Consider the following 18,621-nt stretch of genomic DNA (forward strand, 5'->3'; position numbering starts at 1 on the left):
GCCTCGCCCGCCAAGGCGGGCGATGGAGTGGTGCGGTCACGCCACCGCCAGCGCCGCCTTCTCCAAGACGATCCGCAAGGTGTGGACGCCACCGTCGAGCGGGACCGCCAAGGGGCCGTCGGACGGATCCACCACGGCGCCGTCGAGTTCGGTAAGGCCGATCCCGCGGCAGCAGCCGGCGGGGTTCTCGACCGAGATGTCGTAGCGGGTGGCGCCCCGGCGCACGGCGACCTGGAAGCCCGGCCAGTCCGCGGGGATGCACGGATCGATCAGCAGAAGGGCGCCCCGCTGGCGGATGCCCAGGACAGCCTCGATGCCAGCCCTGTACATCCAACCCGCCGACCCGGTGTACCAGGTCCAGCCGCCTCGTCCGGCGTGGGGGGCGACGGAGTAGACATCGGCCGCGACGACATAGGGTTCGACCTTGTAGCGGGCGGTCCCGGCAGGGTCGCTGGCGTGGTTGATCGGGTTGAGCAGCGACAGCAAGGCCCCCGCGCGATCGCCTTGGCCGAGCTTGGCGAAGGCCATGATCGCCCACATGGCGGCGTGGCTGTACTGGCCGCCATTCTCGCGGAGACCCGGCGGATAGGCCTTGATATAGCCGGGATCGAGGGGGGTCTTGTCGAATGGCGGCGTGAACAGGAGGGCGAGCTTCTCGTCCCGGAGGATCAAGTGCTCGTCCACCGACGCCATCGCCCTCGCCGCCCGGTCGGGGTTGGCCGCCTCGGACAGCACGGCCCAGGATTGCGCGATGGAATCGATCCTGCACTCCGCGTCTCCGGCGCGGCCGAACGGCGTTCCATCGTCGAAGATGCCACGCCGGTACCAGGCGCCATCCCAGGCTTCCCGTTCCAGGGAGACCCGCACGCTGGCGGCGTGCTCTCGCCAAGCGGCGGCGCGGCCGGGGTCGCGGTCCTCCGCCATCGGCGCGAACAGGTCGACCGTCCTCAGCAACAGCCAACCGAGCCAGACGCTCTCGCCCTTGCCCGCCTCGCCGACGCGGTTCATGCCGTCGTTCCAGTCGCCCGTCCCCATCAGGGGCAACCCATGCTCCCCGGTCAGGGCGACGCACTGGTCGAGGCCGCGGGCGCAATGCTCGAACAGGGTCGCCGCCTCGTCCGAGACGGTTGGCTGGAAGAAGGCGTCGTGCTCCCCCAGCTTCAAGTGCTGGCCTTCGAGGAAGGGCACCATCTCGTCCAGGATCGACCTGTCCTCCGTCACCTCGATGTAACTGGCCACGCCGAAGGCCAGCCAGACCCGGTCGTCGGAAATACGGGTCCGGACGCCCTGCCCGGTCGCGGGCAGCCACCAATGCTGGACGTCGCCCTCGACGAACTGGCGCCCCGCCGCGCGCAGCAGGTGATGGCGCGTCATCTCGGGCCGGGCGAAGGTCAGCGCCATGCCATCCTGGAGCTGGTCGCGGAAGCCATAGGCGCCGCTCGCCTGATAGAAGGCCGAGCGCGCCCAGATCCGGCAAGCCAGGGTCTGGTACTGGAGCCAGCCGTTCAGCATGATGTCCAGCGCGCGGTCGGGTGTTTTGACCTGGATCGTCCCGAGGAGATCCCGCCAGTGCGCCTCCACCTCGGCCAGCACGTGGTCGAGGTCGATGGCGCGGTACCGCTCGATCAGAGCCGACGCCGCCTCGGCCGAGCCGGTCTCGCCCAGGAACATGACGATTTCGATCGAGGCTCCGGGCGCCAGTTCGAAGGAGGTCTGGAGGACCGCGCAGGGATCGAGGCCAGCACCGGTGGCTCCCGACAGCGGTGCCCCGCCCCGCAGCGCCTCGGGCGACGCCAGTGTCCCGTTGCGGCCGATGAACTCGCGCCGATCGGCGGTCCAGGCGGTTTGGCGGCCCGCCATGTCGGCGAAGGCGACGCGCCCGCCCAACGGGGCGTTCCATGGATTGCCAGCGAACAGGGCACCCGTCGCGGCATCGGCGCTGGTCACGATGAAGGGGGCGGAGGCGCCGCGCGAGGTTCCCAGCACCCATTCCACATAGGACGTCACCGACAAGTGGCGCGGCCGGTTCGATAGGTTGCGGACCGTCAGGCGCGAGATCTTGATCGGGTCGTCCAACGGGACATACTGGAGCAGATCGAGGGCGAGGCCGTCGGCGGCGTGCTCGAAGCGGCTGTGACCATGGCCGTGACGCGCGACATAGGTTCCGCCGTCGCGGATCGGCAGGGCTGTCGGGCCGAACAGGGCGCCGGAGTCCTCGTCGCGCAGGTAGACCGCCTCGCCGGGCGCGTCGGTGACCGGGTCGTTCGACCAGGGCGTCAACTGGTTCTCGCGGCTGTTGCCGGCCCAGGTATAGCCGCCGCCCTCGGTCGCGACGTGGAAGCCGAAGCCTGGATTGGCGATGACGTTGATCCAGGGAGCGGGTGTCGACTGGCCCGCCCGCAGGACGGTGACATACTGGCGACCGTCGTCGGCGAAGCCGCCGAGGCCGTTGAAGAACTCCAGGCCGTCGCCCAATCCCTCCGCCAGCCCCTCCCGCGGGGCTGGCCGGTAGATCGACACGGAGGCGGTCACGGCCTTGGCGCGGCTGTCCGGCCGCTCGCGCGGGATCTCCTCCAAACGGCCGAGCTGCTGGGCGATGCCGCCGCCCCGGGCGTTCAGCACCACCCGTGCGACGGAATGGAGCAGCGCCCGCCCCTCGGCGGTGATCAGGTCCTTCCGCAGCACGAAGACCGTGCCGCGTGCTGGTTCCTCGCCGAAGCGGGCGCGCGACTGGCTGGTCCGGACGGCGGTCTCGATGGCGATCTGAAGATCCTGGACATAGGACGAGGTCCGCTCGTTCAGGATCACCAGATCGACCGGAAGCTGCTTCATGCGCCAGTATTCGTGCGCCCTCAGCAGCTGGCGGACGGCCTCCATGTCCTCGACGTCGTCGATATGGACCAGGACAATGGGAATGTCACCTGAGATTCCGTGCGGCCACAGCCCGCTCTGCGGACCGGCGCCGCGGCGGATCGTCTCCGACGGTGGCCTCAGCCGCGGGTCCGCGTGGATGATGTGGCCAGCCAGATTCTGGAAGTCGGCGGCCTCTTCGGGCTTGACGCCAAGATGCCGGAGTTGCACCTGCGCCTGGGTCCAGGCCAGGGTGGTGGCCCGCTCGAAAGCGTTCCGATCCTGGTGCTTGTCGATCAGGTCGAGCAGTTCGGCGCGCGACGCGGCGAGCATGGTCCAGAAGGCGACGCGGGCCGTCTTGGACGGCGCCACGACGACGCGGCGGCGCAGCGCGAAGATGGGGTCGAGCACCGTGCCGACCGTGTTCGACAGCGGCCCGCCGCCGTGGATCGCGACCGCCTGGCCCAAGGCATGGCCCCGGCCGATGAAGCGGGCGCGGTCGGTCTCGATCTGCGCGTCTCCCGTGGTCACTCCCTCGACCACCGCGAGATGGGCGGCCCAGACCTCCGGCTCGCTCGGCGAGCGTCGACGGCGCGTGGCGACGATCGCCCCATATTCGGGCAGGTACTCGGTCTGGACGAACATCTTCGAGAAGGCGGGATGCGCGCTGTCGGAGGCGGTGGCGGCCAGCACGATCTCTGCATAGGAGGTCAGGTCGATCTCGCGCGTCTGGCGGCCGCCATTCGCCACCGAAACGCGCCGGACCTCGGCGTTGTCCTCCGCAGAGACCACGATCTCCAGCGTCGTGACCAGGGTGCCGTCGTGCCGGATATACTCGGCGCGATCCTCGCTGAAGGTGATGTCGTGGCTGTCCGGCTCGGCGCCGGTCGGTTGATATCCCGCCGACCAGACCGCGCCGCTCCGCGCGTCGCGCAGGAAGACGTAGCTGCCCCAATCGTCGCGGGTCGCGTCCTCGCGCCAGCGGGTGACCGCCAGATCCCGCCAGCGGCTGAAGCCGGAACCGGCTGAGGTCAGCATGACGGCGTAGCGGCCATTGGACAGCATCAGGGTCGCCGGCGAGGTACCGGCGTGGAGCTTGAGGCGGCGAACCTGGGGCGACGCGGAGCCTGGATCGGTGGCGGCGATCCGCACCTCCTCGGCCCTGGGATGGGCGACCGCGACATCGCGCGGCGTCCGCTCCTGCAACAGGAGCTCGACCGCCTGGATCATCGGCTCGGCATGGAAGCGCGCCCGCATGCGGCCCGCCTGGAGCGTGTTGGCGATGGCTGTTATCGTCATGCCCTGATGGTGGGCCATGAAGTTGCGGACGATCGCCACCTGCTTGCCTTCCGGCAGGCGGGTGCGGGTGAAGTCCAGCGCCTCGTGGAAGCCGTAGCGTCCGCTCGCCCCCAGGTCGGCGAGGCGGGCGAAGTTCGCGACGGCGCCCTTGGGATCGACCATGGTCGCGAGACCGGTCGCGTAGGGCGCTATGACGGCGTTTTCCGACAGGCCCCGCTTCAGCCCCAGTCCGGGCACCCCGAAGTTGGAGTACTGGTAGGTGAACTCAAGGTCGCGCGCGTTGTAGGCGGATTCCGAGATGCCCCAGGGTATTCCCAGCGCGTGCCCATAGGCCTGCTGACGCTCGACCACGAGCTGGTTGGTCCGCTCGAGCAGGCTGCCGGCGGGAGCCCGCATGACGAGCGACGGCATCAGGTACTCGAACATCGAGCCCGACCACGAGATCAGGGCCGCGCCATGGCCCAGCGGCGTCGCGGTCCGGCCGAGGCGGAACCAATGCCGCGCCGGGACATCGCCCTTGGCTATGGCGAAGAGGCTGGCCAGGCGCGCCTCGGAGGCGAGCAGGTCGTAGCAGTTGCGGTCGAGCGCGTTGTCGGGAACCGAGTAGCCGATCGACAGCAGTTTCCGTTCGGGATCGAGCAGGAAGGCGAAATCCATGGCGACCGCCATGCCGCGCGCCGTGGTTTCCAGCGCCGCCAGCCGTTGGCGCGCGCCGTCCGGATCGGCCATCTGTTCCAAGGCGTCACGCTGGTGGGCGGCGGCGACGCGGTCGAGCGCGCTTGTCCAGAAAGCCAGATCCGCGGCGTCGTCGGTCTCCGCGGCACCCGCGGCCGTCTCCGCCAGATCGGCCGCCCGGCCGGTCAACGCCTTCAAGGTGCCGAGATACCCGTCGCCGGGTGCCGTCCCGGTGGGGACCTGTGACAGGAGGTCCCTGACGCCATCCAGCGCCGCCTCGATCTGGCGCGCGTCTTCAGCGGCGGCGTCCTTGGCGCCGGCCACCAGCCGAGCCAAGGCCTCGCGGGCGAGATCGTGATCGTCGATCATGCCGGCCCGCGCCGTGGCCCACGACGCCACGCCGTCGGCGGGAGCCAGCGCCCATTCCTTGCAGGTGTTGGCCAGCGCTATCAGGTGCCCCGCCAAGTTGCCGCTGTCCACGGACGAGACATAGGCCGGTTCCAGGACACGCAGGTCGCGCGTCTCGTACCAGTTGAACAGGTGCCCCCGGAAGCGCCGCAGCTTGCCCATGGTGGTGAGCGTCGCTTCCAGCCGCTCGATCGTCTCCAGCCGGCCAGCCCAGCCGAAGTCACGGGCGGCGACGGTGGACAGCAGATAAAGCCCGATATTGGTCGGCGAGGTGCGGTGCGCCACGACCGGCCGGGGATCCTCCTGGAAGTTGTCCGGCGGCAGATTGTTCTCCGCCGGAGTGACGAAGGTCTCGAAGAAGCGCCAGGTCCGCCGGGCGATCAGCCGCAGGGTGCGGGCCTCGTCCTCGGACGCGCCCAACTGGCTGGCCGCCGTCGGCGACCGGCTGGTCCACAGCGCCACGGCCGGAGCCGCGAGCCACAGCGCCACGAAGGGAAGCGCCACCGGCCACGCCGCCGGCGCAAAGGCGACGACCGCCAGCCCGGCCGCGACGCCGAGCACGACGCCACCGGCCATCTGGCCATAGAAGCCGGCGAGATCGAGGCGCGGGCTGACCCTGGCCTGTGCCGCCGTGACCCATTCCAGCAGATGCCGGCGGGTGACGAACAGGCGGACGAGCGTCCGGGCGACCGCGTCGCCCATCAGCCAAGCTTGGTCGGCGAGGAAGGCGACCTGCAGGAAGAACCGCGTGCCCGCCATCGAAAGATCGTCCCGGAGCGCCCCGAAATGGCTGCGCGGCGTGATCCCCGACCGGCGCGGCACGATCGCGAACAGCACGGGCAGGAAGATCGGAACGGCGATCGTGACCAGGATGAAGGCGGTCCAGCCCAGCGCCAGATCAAGCGGCAGCAGCAGCCAGCCCGCGACCAGCGACACGAGCGTCGCCGGCGCCAGCAGGGTGCGCCGCAGGTTGTCGAGCATCTTCCACAGCCCGACGGCGGGAATGCCGCGCCGTCCCGGCCGCTTGCCGACTTTTTCGAGGCCAGCCGCGATCCAGGGCAGCAACTGCCAGTCGCCGCGCGCCCAGCGATGCTGGCGCTTGGCGGCCACGTCGTAGCGCGCGGGGGAATCCTCGACGACCTCGATATCGGAGGCGAGCGCCGCGCGGGCGAAGGTGCCCTCGAACAGGTCGTGGCTGAGCAGGGTATTGTCGGGAACCCGCCCGGCCAGCGCCGCCTCGAAGGCGTCGATGTCGTAGATACCCTTGCCGGTGTAGGAGCCTTCGCCGAACAGGTCTTGGTAAACGTCGGAGACGGCGGCGGCGTAGGGGTCCATGCCGCCGGGTCCCGAATAGGCCCGCTGGTAGAGGGAGCCCTCGCGACCGACCGGCAGCGCCGGCGTGACGCGCGGCTGCAGGATCGCATAGCCGTCGACCACACGGCCCGTCCGGGCGTCGAAGCGGGGCTGGTTGAGCGGATGGGCCATCTTGCCGATCAGCCGGCGCACGGTATCGCGCGGCAGGCGCGTGTCGGCGTCCAGCGTCACGACATAGCGGATGCCCGCCGGAGCGGCGGGCGCCCCTCCGTTGGGGCCGATGAAACCGGTATCGGAGGCGCCGCGCAGCAGACGGTTGAGTTCATGTAGCTTGCCGCGCTTCCGCTCCCACCCCATCCACCGGTTCTCGCCCTCATTGAAGACGCGGCGGCGATGCAGCAGGAAGAAGCGGTCGTCCTCGCCAGTGGATCCGCCAGGCGATCCATACGCGGCGTTAAGGCGCGCGATGGCCTCGGCGGCGGCGCCAAGCAGTTCGTCGTCGCCGGCGACCTTCTCCTCATCCGCGTCAAGCCAGTCCGTCAGCAGGGCATAGCGGAGCTCGCCGCCGGGGCTGGCTAGATGATGGACCTCCAGCCGCTCGATCTGTTCCGCCAGATCCTCGGCGCCGGTCAGCAGGGTGGGAACCGCGACGAGGGTTCGAAGGTTCGGCGGGATGCCGTGGGCCAGTTCCAGGGCTGGCAGGGCGGTCGCCCCGAAGATCCGCGCCACGGCGCGGTTGACCAGGGCGGTCGCGGCGTCCATCACCGGGAACAGTCCGATCAGCGCGAGCAGCGCCAGATGCCAGCCCATCGACCACCCGCCGGGCCAATCCCCCGCCGCCGCGTCCCAGGCCAGCCAGGCGAAGGACAGAAGCAGGAGCGCGGTCACGGCGGCGATGGCGCCGACATAGCCCCTGATGCCCATGTCGACGCTGAGGCGTCCCAGACGCCGGCGGAACGGGGGCCGGAAGCCTATCGCGTTTTCGAAGGCCCGCCTGCCCCCGGCGATCAGATGATAGCCGGGGTCCCGCGCCCTGCCATCTTCGCCAGTGGCGCCGGAGGCGTTCCTGGCGGCCTCCAGGACACGCGTGGTGACGTCGATCTCGGTCAGTCCCGATCCGCGCGCCAGTTCCTCGATCGCGCTGCGGTACAGGTTGCGGGTCGGAAAGTCCATTTCCGCGAAGGCGGGGTCGGACCGCAGGCGGTCGTCGACAAGGCTGATGGCCTCGAACAGATCGGCCCAATCGGTGTCGGAGATCAGCCGGATGCTCGTGATGATGTTCCGCACCGTCACGTTCGACGCGCCCTGCCTTTGCTGCGCGCCGCGCACGACCTCCTCGATCGAGGTGCCCTGGGAGCCCAGGCGCTCCTCCAGCCAGCCTTGGGCTGGCGTCACCCGGGGATCCTGCCCGCGCAGCCGTTTGGCGAGCTGCGCCGCGAGCAATTCCGGCAGGGGGGAGCCGTCGAAGGACTTGACGGGAGCTGCGGTGGGCGGAGTGGCCGGATCGTTGGTGCCGAGCATTCGATCGGCGAGCTTGTCGGCTTCGGCCCTGATCTGGTGGGCGTCGGTGATCTGGACGGCCAGCCGGCGCAGGTTCTCCACCAGCACGATGCGGAGCGTGATCGCGACGGCCCATAATTCGCCGATCGTCAGCGGCTGGACGGTCTGATAGGCGCGGACGAAGCGGCGCAGCATCTCCGGATCGAAATGGCTGTCGGTGTGGGCGACGAAAGCCCAGGCGATGCCGAAGACGCGCGGATAGCCGGTGAAGGGGCCGGACGCCAGTTTCGGAAGCTGCCGGTAGTAGCCGGGCGGCAGGTCCTCGCGGATCTCCCGGATCTGTTCCTCGACCAAGTGGTAGTTGTCCAGCAGCCATTCGGCCGCCGGAACGACGCCATGCCCGGCTTCCAGCGCGGCGGCGCTGGATCGGTACGCCGACAAGAGCACCGCCGCGTTGTCGTTGACGCGCGACGCCAGCGGCGGAACCTTGACCGGCGATGGCGCGGTGAGTTGCGCCGCCGCCAAGCTCCGGGCGTGATCCTCCAGGCGCTCGACGCTGAAAAGCTCCTCCCGGACAGGCGCCGCGTCGTCCCAGGGGGAATGAACGCTCTCGAGCCCGAGAGCACGACGCAGAAGCCTTTTCACGAAGACCTTTCCAATCGAAGACCGCCATGGTTCTCGATAGTAAAACTGAGATTATGATTTTGGTGGGGACGCCGAATCAAGCGTACTCACTTAACGATATGGCGACCCTTCGTGAAGAACCTAGAAGTTATTAGTCTTCGACATTTGAGCTAAAACAGCCATCCATTCATTTGCAGGATGAGCATGACGGCGCCGAGACCGATACCCACCGCGAGATTGGGCCAACCGCCGGCCTTCTGGTCGCCGGTCTGGGCACCGGTCGTCGCGTCACCGGTCGTCTCGGCACCGGCGTTGGAGCCGCCTTCCGGCAGGAACTCGACGAGGCGCTGGGATAGCTTTTCGCGATCCGAGGATTTCAGATGATCCGCCGGCAACCGCTCCAGGATCGAGGCCAGGGCCGCCGCCGCCGAGGATCGCGGCATATCCGCCAGCCGGGCGGCCTCGCGCCAGGGGTCCAAGTCCAGTCTCGCCAAGGCCGATAGCATGTTGAGAGTGGTTCCATTCTCCTCTTCCCAAACAGGCGTGGAAAGAAAATCCTGGAGATTGGAGTGATGCATATTGAACGCACTGCGCATTGCCATCGAATTTTTCCCGCAGGCAGTAAGTAAAGACCAACCCGCATATGGAATTAACAATCTATTTTTCAACACGTTTGTTGATTGTCTGGCACTGCCGCCGACCCATCATTTTTCCTTTTTATAGAAGGGAAAGGGGGCGGGAAAATCCCGCCCCACCAATTTAGGGTTTCGCTTCCAGCACGATGTTGAATGGCGTTTCCGCGGCGCGCCTCACGCTCCCGAAGCCGGCTCGCGTCAGGATCTCCGTCAGCCGCGCCTCGCCCGCCTGGGCTCCCAACGCCAAGCCGACTTCCTGCGCGAGGGACGCGGGCGTGCAGATCATGGTGGACGCGGCGTAGTAGACGCGACCGACCGGATTGAGGTTGTCCTCCAGCCGGTCATGGGCGAAAGGCTCGACCAGCATCAGGGTTCCATCCGGCGAGAGGGACCGCAAGGCGTGCGCGGCGGCGCCGACCGGGTCGCCCATGTCGTGCAGGCAGTCGAACATGGTCACCAGATCATAGCCACTTCCGGGGAAGCCGCTGGCGCCGCTCACCTCGAAGGACAGGTTTCCACCAGCACCTGTCCCGATCCTCTGGGACGCCCGCTCGATCGACCCTCGATGATTGTCGAAACCGATGACGGTGGATCGCGGAAATGCCTTGGCCATCAGCGCGGTCGTGACCCCGTGGCCGCATCCGACATCCGCGACCCTGGCGCCGCGCTCGAGTTTCTCGACCACTCCATCCAGGGAGGGTAGCCAGCCTTGGATCAGGTTGGCCTCATATCCGGCGCGAAAGAAGCGCTCGACCCCCGTGAACAGGCACTGATGATGGTCATGCCAGCCAACGCCGTGACCGGTGCGGAAGGCCTCGGCAACCTTCGGCGTGTCGATGGCGCTGGCGTAGGCGATCTCGAAGGCACCCAGCATGCACACCGGGCTGTCCGGATCGGCGAACACCATCATCTGCTCGGGCGTCATCGAGAAGTGGCCGGAGGCGCCGTCATATTGGACATATCCAGCCGCCGCATGGGCGGAAAGCCACTCCCTGACATAGCGTTCGGCGGTGGCGGTGCGGCGGGCAAGTTCCCCGGACGACAGGGGACCGTGGGCGGCCAACGCCTTGTAGAGCCCCAGTTCGTCGCCGATCCGGACGAGCGGGACGATGTAGGCCGCTCCGAGATCGCCCAGCATCCTGCCGACGAATTCCTGTAGCTTCGCCTCGTCGGCCGTTTCGGTCCGAACGATGGTGTCTTCCATGATATCGCTCCCTCTTGGGTTCGCGCTTGGATTTTCGCTAGATCTCGAAATCCGGCTTCGGGATGTCGCCGCCCTGGGTCAGCGATCTGAAGCGTTTCGCCAGGATCGCCGCGTGCAGTTCACGGACGGTCCGGCCGCCGGTCGTGACGAAGAGGAACGGGAACAGTCCGTGGACGCAGCACGCCAGTCCGCCAACGATCATCCGGACGCCGAACTTGAAGGCGAATTCCAGGTGCCGCGGATAGGTTTCGCCGACGGAGGCCGGATGCCCGCCGAACAAGTTCAGGACTGGGGATGCGTGACCTTCGTCCGACCGCCCGCGCCGTCCCCGCGTGTTTGGCGCCCGCCTTGGAATCAGGTTTTCGCGTCGCCGGCCATTCGACAGGGCGCCAAGCTGGGCTTCGTGGGTCATTTCGTTCGGCCTCGCGTTCCGGGTTTGGATGGCGCCTTTTGTAGGAGGGCCGTGTTTCACGCCGATTTCACGCCGCGGCCGATGTTGTTTCAATTGTTTCCGCGACCGGCGCCTTCTCCGCCCTCGGAGCCGCCAGCGCCCCCCTCACCGTGAAACGCCGCCGTCCGGACGGCGATGCCGCCGCAGCCGAGGTATCGAATCGACGCATCGCTTGGCGAAGCCTGAATGTGTTGAGCGGCAGCAGGATGATCTCCATCAGGATCACCGGATAGCTCTGGATGACGAGGCCATAGGTCAGGAAGGAGACGCTGCTGAGAAGAGCGGTGACACGGAGCGGGACCATGCTCTTCATGGCATAGGACCCGATGGTGAGGATGGTGCCTAGAAAACCAATGGCATCGATCAGCATGAACGCCTCTCCCGGTGCGCGAACCACGCGCTGGTACTGAATTTTGGAAACACACCTTGTCCTCCAAGGAATTCCCAATTCCGAGGACAAGTGGTCGTCGGAACACTGGCTGATGACAGCCAGTGTTCGGCGCTTTTTATTTAAGGTACGAGCGCTTTGTGAGCACGTTCTATAAGGATGATGAGAGGCTTCCAAGGGGATACCGCTCGAAATAGATGCCGTCTGCAGGAATCAAGCTTTGATAGTCTGCCGTAAAAAAGATTACTTCTGGAACTTTCAAGACTGGATAAAGAGCCAGCGAGCCGCGTGTGAGACATCGGGCGGTCATGACCTTTCGTTTCGACGCGGCCATGCTTCGACGGTGTTAAGATCACGCTGGTCAGTCAGGCCACCAGTTTAACCGTCGCGAGGGAACGGTTATGATGGACAAGGCTCATATCCTCGTCATCGATGACGAGAAGGAGGTGCGCGACCTGATCACGGAGTACCTGGGCAAGCAGGAGTTCGAGGTCAGCTCGGTCGGCGGCGTCGTCGCCGCCCGCGAAATCCTGAACGCCGGGACCGGGGGGCGTCCGGTCGCCCTGGTCATTTTGGACCTGAGGATGCCCGGCGAAAATGGTCTGGTGCTGGCGCGCGAGCTTCGGGACCGGGGCGATGTCGCCGTCATCATCCTGACGGCGTCCGGGGAAACCATCGACCGGGTCGTCGGACTGGAGATGGGCGCCGACGATTACATCGCCAAACCCTTCGACCCCCGCGAGCTTCTGGCCCGGATCCGGAGCGTCCTGCGCCGGGTGGGAACAGGTGCCCGGGCGACATCCGGACAGGCGGCCGGCGCCGAAGCCGTTCCCCGCGAGGCCGTCCGGTTCGGCCGGTGCCTGATCGACCGGGAGGCGCGCCGGATGTTCGAGAAGGACGGCACCGAGGTTCCCCTCACCGCGATGCAGTTCAGCTTGATCGAGGCCTTCCTCGACAACCCCAACCGCGTGCTGACCCGCGACCGCCTGCTGGACCTGTCGCACAAGCGCGGCGACGATCCGTTCGACCGCAGCATCGACATCCGGATCACCCGCCTGCGGCGCAAGATCGAGGAGCACCCGGAAAAGCCCAAGACCATCAGGACGGTGCATGGCGTCGGTTACGTCTACGCGCCGGCGGAGACATGAGCGTCGTCGAAAGCGCGCTGCGCCGCTGGCACAGGGTTTCGGCGGCCATCGGGGCGCGGCTGGCGAATGGAAAGCCGACCAGACGGGCATTGGAGGAAAGCGAGGCGCGGTTCCGGGCCATCGTCGACGACCAGACGGAGTTCATCTCCCGCTGCTCCCCAGGTTACCTGTTCACCTTCGTCAACCGGGCCTATGCCCAGCAGTTGGGACGCGGGCGCGGGGAGATCATCGGCTCCAGCGTGCTCGACCTGATGACCGCCGAACAGCGGATCCGGTTCGTCGACCAGCTTTCCAAGCTGACCCCGTCCTGTCCGACGGTCTCCTACGAGATGTCATCGACCACCCCCGACGGGCGGCCGATCTGGGAGGAATGGACGGACCGGGCGCTTTACGATGGAACGGGGCGGCTGATCGGGTACCAGTCGGTCGGGCGCGACATCACCGCCACCAAGGCCGTCGAGGCGACGCTGACGGAGAGCGCCGAGGAGTTGGCGCTGATCGCCGACTGCATGCCGGTCGCGATGGCGATCACGCGCGCCGACCGCTGGGAGGTCCTGTTCTCCAACATTGCGGCGAGGGAGACGTTCGGGCTCTATCCGGGGTGCCCGGAAGGCCAGCTGCTCTCGACCTACGTCGATCCCGCCGACCGAGCCCGGCTGGTGGAGCGGGTCGACCGCGAAGGCGGTGTCCAGGGCTTCGAGCTATCGCTGCGCCGGATCGACGGCGTCATCGTCAGGGCGCTCATCTCGGCCCGTCCGATCCAGTTTCGCGGCTCCCCGGCCCTGGTGGCGGCGGTCACCGACATCACCGACCGTCAGGAGATCGAGCAGGCCCTGAGGACCAGCGAGGCGCGGCTGAACGCCTTCATGAGGCACGCCCCGGCGGGCATGTACCTGAAGGACCTGGAGGGACGCTACGTCATGGCGAACCCCGAGATGGAGAAGGTCCAGAACCGGCCGGTGTCCGAGATCATCGGGCGCACTCCGGAGGACGTCTTTCCGGTTACCCTCGCCGCCCGGATCAGGAGGCACGATGGCGAGGTCCTCGCCACGGGCGCCACGGTCTTCAGCGAGGAGCATGTCCCCGACCTTCCCAGCTATGTCTGGAGAATGGTCGTCCGCTTCCCAATCCGCGACGAGACCGGCCGCTTCACCCATATCGGCGGTTTCATCTTCGACATGAGCGACCAGAAGCGGGTCGAGGCGGAGGCCAGCCGGCAGCGCGCGGTGACATACCAGCGCGAGAAGCTGGCCGCCCTGGGTTCCCTGCTGGCCGGCGTGGCGCACGAGCTGAACAATCCACTCTCGGTCGTGCTGGGACGCGCCATCATGCTGGAGGAGAGCTGCGGCGATCCCGAGACCAGGGATTCGCTGCGCCGGCTCCGCACCGCCGCCGAGCGATGCGCGCGGATCGTCAGAAGCTTCCTCTCCCTGGCCCGGCAGAAGGCGCCCGAGGTCAAGCCGGTCGATGTCCGGAGGGTGCTCGACGGCAGCGTCGAGATGCTGGCCAATGGCCTACGGAGCGCCGGGATCGAGGTGACGCGCGAAGACGCTCCCGATCCGCCCAGGGTCATGGCGGACGAGGACGAGTTGCACCAGGTCTTCATGAACCTGATCGTCAACGCCCAGCAGGCGATCGAGATGGCCCCGCCACGGAGCGACGTGGCCGCCCGCCGGGTATGGCTCACGACATCCGCCCCCGGTGACGGGTTCGTGCGGATCGAGGTCGCCGACAACGGCCCCGGCGTGCCCGAGGCGTTGCGCGACCTGATTTTCAACCCGTTCTTCACGACCAAGCCGATCGGCGCGGGCACGGGTCTCGGCCTGTCGTATTGCCACGGGATCGTCTCATCCCACGGTGGATCCATTGGCGTCGGCGCGCGGTCGGGCGGAGGTGCGCTGTTCACCGTGACACTGCCGGCTTGCGCGGCCAAGGCCGATATCGAGGCACCGGCCGCGCGGGCGTTCGATCCCTTCGGCGGGAGCGGGGCCGTCCTGATCGTGGACGACGAACCGGAGGTCGTCACGATGCTGACCGAGGTGCTCGCCGGTGACGGCCATGAGGTTTCGACCGCCGAGGACGGCGTGGCCGCCCTGGAGATCCTGCGCGAGGGAAGCTTCGACGCGATCCTGTGCGACATCCGCATGCCCCGGCTGGACGGCGTAGGACTGCTGCGCGAACTCGAGGCGTGCCGGCCGGAACTGGTGCCGAGGGTCCTGATGATGACGGGGGACGTCCTCCGCGCGGCGGCGGCCTTGCCGGTGGACCGGGCCGCCCAGCTTCTGGAGAAGCCGGTCGACCCGGCGGAAGTCCGCCGCAGGGTCGCGGAGTTGATCCGCCAGACGCGGTGAGCGTGGAACGGGGATCGGCCCCCGTCATTCAAAGCCGTCACTCCTTCCAGAATGGCTTCGCGTGTTCCATCAGGACATCGGCGCGACTGATGCCGATGTCCGAGAGCATGTGGTCGGAGAGGCGCGCGAGTTGCCGCCGCTGCCGGGCGCGCTCGCGCCACTCGGCGAGCGTGTCGAAGACGGTCACGATCACGCGGGCGATCCAGCGAAGCCGGGCGATGGGATCGATCGAGGAAACAAGATGGGACCCTACCCCACTGGCGAGGAGCACTTTCATGGAAACCTCCATTTCTGATGTTTCAGGCCAGGACCCGGCCGTCCGCGGCGCAGGTCAGGCAGATGCGTTCGATATGCCGGTGATCGGTGCCGCAGCAGCCACCCAAGATGGTGATGTGCGGGAAGCGGGCGCGCATATCCCGGTACTGGAGGGCCAGTTCCACCGGATCGCCGTCATCCAGGTCGGTCGAGCCGTCCAGTTCGGCGTGGCTGCGCCGGGACGCGTTGGCCCGGACGCCGCGCAGCCGGGTGATCCAGGCGCCACCCGCCGCCCCATCATCCAGCGCCTGCATGAAATGCGTCGGATGGGCGCAGTTGATCATGTAGTAGGCGGGACCCTGGCCGGTGGCCCGGTCGACCGTCTCGATGGCGTCGCGCAGCGTCTGCCCCGACGGCAAGCGTCCGTCGGTCTCCAAGGTGAAGGAGATCGCCGATGGCACTCCCACCGCGCCCGCCGCCCGCGCCACGCCGATCGCCTCGTTGGCGTTGGTCAGGGTATAGGCGGTGACGAGATCGACGCCGGCCACCGCGAGGACTTCGATCTGCCGGATGTGATACGTCGTAGCCTCGCCGGGGCTCATCACCGCGCCCGGATCGTAGCCATCGCCGCGCGGTCCAACACAGCCACTGATCACCATGGGGCTTCCAGCGGTTTCGAAGGCGGCGCGGAGATCGAAGAGCAGGTCGATCGCCTTGGTGTTGGCGAGGTCCAGCTCCCGTAGCGAATAGCCGAGCTTCGCCCCCCAATCCCGATTCGCCCGCCAAGTCGCGCTATCCAGGATGAAGCCGCTCCCATTGTCACGGGCAATGGCCGCGTGCCGCGCGTGGTAGCGGCGCAATGTTTCGGTGCCGGCTTCGTGCCTCAGCAGGTCGAAGGCGGCGAAACAAGGCAGTTCCATTCCCTCATGGAAGATCAGGGTGGTCTCGATGCCGCCATCCATGAGGAACACCTCGTCCTCGAGCTGGGGCAGGTTCCGTCGATACTTCGTCATCACCGGACATCTCATTGTGGAGTATGACGCGGCCTGGGTGCTCCCGACCGCCTGGAGACCGGTGATACCCGGTTCGTGTTTCCAGTGAATTTCCAGGAGGACGATGCTTTGTTTCTGTTGTTTCGCGGGGCTGTGGCGCGGGATGGATGGATGGACGGCGGAGACCAAAAAGGCGCCGTCGGGATCGACCCGGCGGCGCCTTGGGAGGGGATCGACACCGGCGGGAATGGCAGAGCGAACCTTGTTCCCGGTCGCGATGGCCGTCCCGGCCTCTTCCATGACCTCTTCGACCAGTGCCGCCGGCCCCCGGATCAGCTCGTCGGCGACGCGGCCCCGGACGCGCCCGCGAATTGGGCCGCCGGCCCAACCGCGATCGCGATCTTTCCGCGAAGACCGTTGTTCGGGGACTCCAACCGGGCATGGGCGAGCGGAATCTCGTCGAGGGAATAGACGGCGCCAACATGTGGCCGGAGCTGACCGCGTTCCACCAAGGCACTCAACTCATCGAGCTTGCCGCGGTTTTGTCTCGTGAAGACGAAGTGATAGCTCGCGTTCTTGCCCCAGGCCTGGATGACGTTTTGTGGCCGTGCGATGTCCACGATCGTGACGACGCGGCCAAGCTGCGCGAGCGCGTCGGGGCTGCGGGACAGTGTGTCGCCGCCGATGGTGTCGAACACGACATCCACTCCGCGGCCACCCGTTTCCCGCATGATGGCGTCGACGTAATCCTCTTTTCCGTAGTCGATGACCACATCCGCGCCCAAGCCCCGCGCGAACTCGAAATTCGCTTCGCGCACGGTCGTGAACACCCTCGCGCCGATGGCTTTCGCGAGTTGGATGGCGACATGCCCGACCCCGCCCGCGCCGCCGTGCACCAGAATGCTCTCCCCCACTCTCAATGCCGCACGGACGACCAAGGCTTCCCAGGCCGTCCCGCCAACCAAGGTCAGGCTAGCCGCCTCAAGATGGCTCAACGATGGAGGCTTCTTCCCGATGATGCTTGCGGCGGCGACATGGTACTCGGCGTAACTTCCCGGCCCATCGAATATTTGTGGGGTGTACCAGACTTCATCTCCTGGAGAGAAGGTCGTCACGCCTGGCCCGACAGCTTCGACAACGCCGGATACGTCATGTCCGGTAATGGCCGGCAATGGCACCAAATCGGCATAATCGCCACGTCGGACCTGGAAGTCCAACGGATTGATGGAAGTCGCATGGACACGGACCAGGACTTGTCCGGCATTCGGCACAGGCTTGGGCACGTCGCGAATCTCGAACGATTCCGGGCCGCCAAATGATCCAAGTGTCATCGCTTTCATAACGGTTCCTCGTTTCGGTGAAAAGGGATATCGGGAATTGTCGATATATCTGAGCGCAAGTTTACTGTTGGCTGCTACTCTGAAAGGTTACAATTCGCGCCCTATGATGTCGGCGAGAGCGCGGATGGTGGCTTCGTTCCGCTTGTAGTAGGTCCACTGACCGATGCGCCTGACTTCCACCAAGCCCGCCCGTTGCAGCGTCGCGAGATAATCGGACACCGTCGACTGCGACAGTCCGATTCCTTCTTGTATACTACTGACGCACACTCCCACCGTGTGAACGTCACCTTCATCCTGTGGAGGAAAGTTCTTCGCGGGATCCTTCAAACCTTGCAAGATTTGAAGGCGCGTACGGTTCGACAGGGCTTTGAATATCTCGAGCAATTCCATACCCCGAATATATCGAGATTTCCCGATATGTCAATAGGAAATCCAAGGGCCGGCGGGTGGCCCGTCCACCGCCGGGCCGCGGGCGCATGCCGCCCGCGGCGGGTGGCCGCCGTTCTAGAACTTGCCGAACTTAAGATAGGCTTCCTGGGGATCGACCCCCGACAGGATGGCGGTGCGGACCTTGTTCTCGGTCGCGATGGCGGTCTCGGCCTTGTCGATGATCTCTTCGACCAGCGCCGCCGGCACCCGGATCAGCCCGTCGCGGTCGCCCAGCATGTAATCGCCCGGCTGGATCACGACATCGCCGATCTTGATGTCGACCTCGATGGCGGCGGGCAGCCAGTGACCGACGATGTCACGCGGCGTGTGCCCGCGCGACCAGGTCTGGAATTCCATCTCCATCAGGAAATTGACGTCGCGGATCAGGCCGTCGGCGACGCAGCCCCGGACGCCCTTGTTCTTGAGGGTCTCGGCCGACAGCTCTCCCATGTGGGCGACGACGCGGTCGTTCGGCTGGCTGACCCAGATCGAGCCGCTGGGCGCCTTGGAGAGCAATCCTGTCCAGCCGAGCAGCGTCTCGTGCGCGTCGGCGTCCGGATCGACCTTGCCCATGATGGTGAAGGCGGGGCCCGCCATGGCGCGCTCGGGCAGGATCGGGCGCAGTTCCGGCGGCAGGGTGAAGTCGCGGAGCGACATGGCGCGCATGACGTCGTGGACGACGCCGGTGTAGCAGCGCTCGAGGCGCTCGGTCAAAGAGGACATTCTGGCGGTCTCCCTGGGATTCTTGGATTTGGGGA

The 18,621-nt window shown here is 66.8% G+C and carries 12 protein-coding genes; 2 read left to right on the forward strand and 10 right to left on the reverse strand.

What is annotated here, in order from left to right; genetic code table 11:
• Positions 1-36: 36 nt before the first annotated feature.
• From N825_RS05825 to N825_RS05845, 5 genes are all read right to left on the reverse strand, one after another.
• Entirely contained in the window at positions 37-8,691 is an 8,655-nt protein-coding gene (locus N825_RS05825) for a glycoside hydrolase family 94 protein (RefSeq protein WP_084164396.1), read from the reverse strand.
• A 149-nt stretch (positions 8,692-8,840) separates the two neighbouring features.
• Positions 8,841-9,176 carry a hypothetical protein gene (locus N825_RS05830; protein ID WP_037448214.1) on the reverse strand — a complete coding sequence of 112 codons (336 nt, stop codon included), beginning with the start codon at positions 9,174-9,176 and terminating at the stop codon, positions 8,841-8,843.
• 253 nt (positions 9,177-9,429) lie between these two features.
• Positions 9,430-10,509 (reverse strand): class I SAM-dependent methyltransferase, encoded by a 1,080-nt coding sequence (locus N825_RS05835; protein ID WP_051511600.1) that lies wholly within the window; start codon positions 10,507-10,509, stop codon positions 9,430-9,432.
• Positions 10,510-10,546: 37 nt separating this feature from the next.
• On the reverse strand, positions 10,547-10,921 hold the full coding sequence (locus tag N825_RS05840) for a DUF6356 family protein (RefSeq protein ID WP_198038195.1): 375 nt from the start codon (positions 10,919-10,921) through the stop codon (positions 10,547-10,549).
• A 67-nt stretch (positions 10,922-10,988) separates the two neighbouring features.
• On the reverse strand, positions 10,989-11,330 hold the full coding sequence (locus tag N825_RS05845; RefSeq protein ID WP_051511601.1) for a YgjV family protein: 342 nt from the start codon (positions 11,328-11,330) through the stop codon (positions 10,989-10,991).
• Between the two features lie 422 nt (positions 11,331-11,752).
• On the opposite strand from N825_RS05845, the gene N825_RS05850 reads away from it, so the two are divergent.
• Both N825_RS05850 and N825_RS36225 read left to right on the forward strand, forming a co-directional pair.
• The gene (locus N825_RS05850) at positions 11,753-12,496 is read left to right on the forward strand and encodes a response regulator (protein ID WP_198038196.1); all 744 of its coding nucleotides are present in this window, start codon (positions 11,753-11,755) and stop codon (positions 12,494-12,496) included.
• On the forward strand, positions 12,493-14,847 hold the full coding sequence (locus N825_RS36225; protein ID WP_051511602.1) for a PAS domain-containing hybrid sensor histidine kinase/response regulator: 2,355 nt from the start codon (positions 12,493-12,495) through the stop codon (positions 14,845-14,847). The genes N825_RS05850 and N825_RS36225 overlap by 4 nt, the downstream gene beginning before the upstream one ends.
• A 37-nt stretch (positions 14,848-14,884) precedes the next feature.
• Here the strand turns inward: N825_RS36225 and N825_RS05860 are convergent, their stop codons facing one another.
• The 5 genes from N825_RS05860 to N825_RS05880 all read right to left on the reverse strand — a co-directional run bounded on the left by N825_RS05860 (position 14,885) and on the right by N825_RS05880 (position 18,586).
• Complete coding sequence (locus tag N825_RS05860; RefSeq protein ID WP_037448700.1) at positions 14,885-15,124, reverse strand: DUF1127 domain-containing protein; 240 nt, start codon at positions 15,122-15,124, stop codon at positions 14,885-14,887.
• A 22-nt stretch (positions 15,125-15,146) separates the two neighbouring features.
• Positions 15,147-16,115, reverse strand: a complete 969-nt coding sequence (locus N825_RS05865) for a homocysteine S-methyltransferase family protein (protein ID WP_037448702.1) — start codon at positions 16,113-16,115, stop codon at positions 15,147-15,149.
• 311 nt (positions 16,116-16,426) lie between these two features.
• Complete coding sequence (locus N825_RS05870) at positions 16,427-17,434, reverse strand: zinc-dependent alcohol dehydrogenase family protein (protein WP_037448221.1); 1,008 nt, start codon at positions 17,432-17,434, stop codon at positions 16,427-16,429.
• Between the two features lie 87 nt (positions 17,435-17,521).
• Entirely contained in the window at positions 17,522-17,824 is a 303-nt protein-coding gene (locus tag N825_RS05875; protein ID WP_037448224.1) for an ArsR/SmtB family transcription factor, read from the reverse strand.
• Positions 17,825-17,938: 114 nt separating this feature from the next.
• The gene (locus tag N825_RS05880) at positions 17,939-18,586 is read right to left on the reverse strand and encodes an RraA family protein (RefSeq protein WP_037448229.1); all 648 of its coding nucleotides are present in this window, start codon (positions 18,584-18,586) and stop codon (positions 17,939-17,941) included.
• Positions 18,587-18,621 lie beyond the last annotated feature (35 nt).

This window comes from Skermanella stibiiresistens SB22, assembly GCF_000576635.1.
Lineage (GTDB): Bacteria > Pseudomonadota > Alphaproteobacteria > Azospirillales > Azospirillaceae > Skermanella > Skermanella stibiiresistens.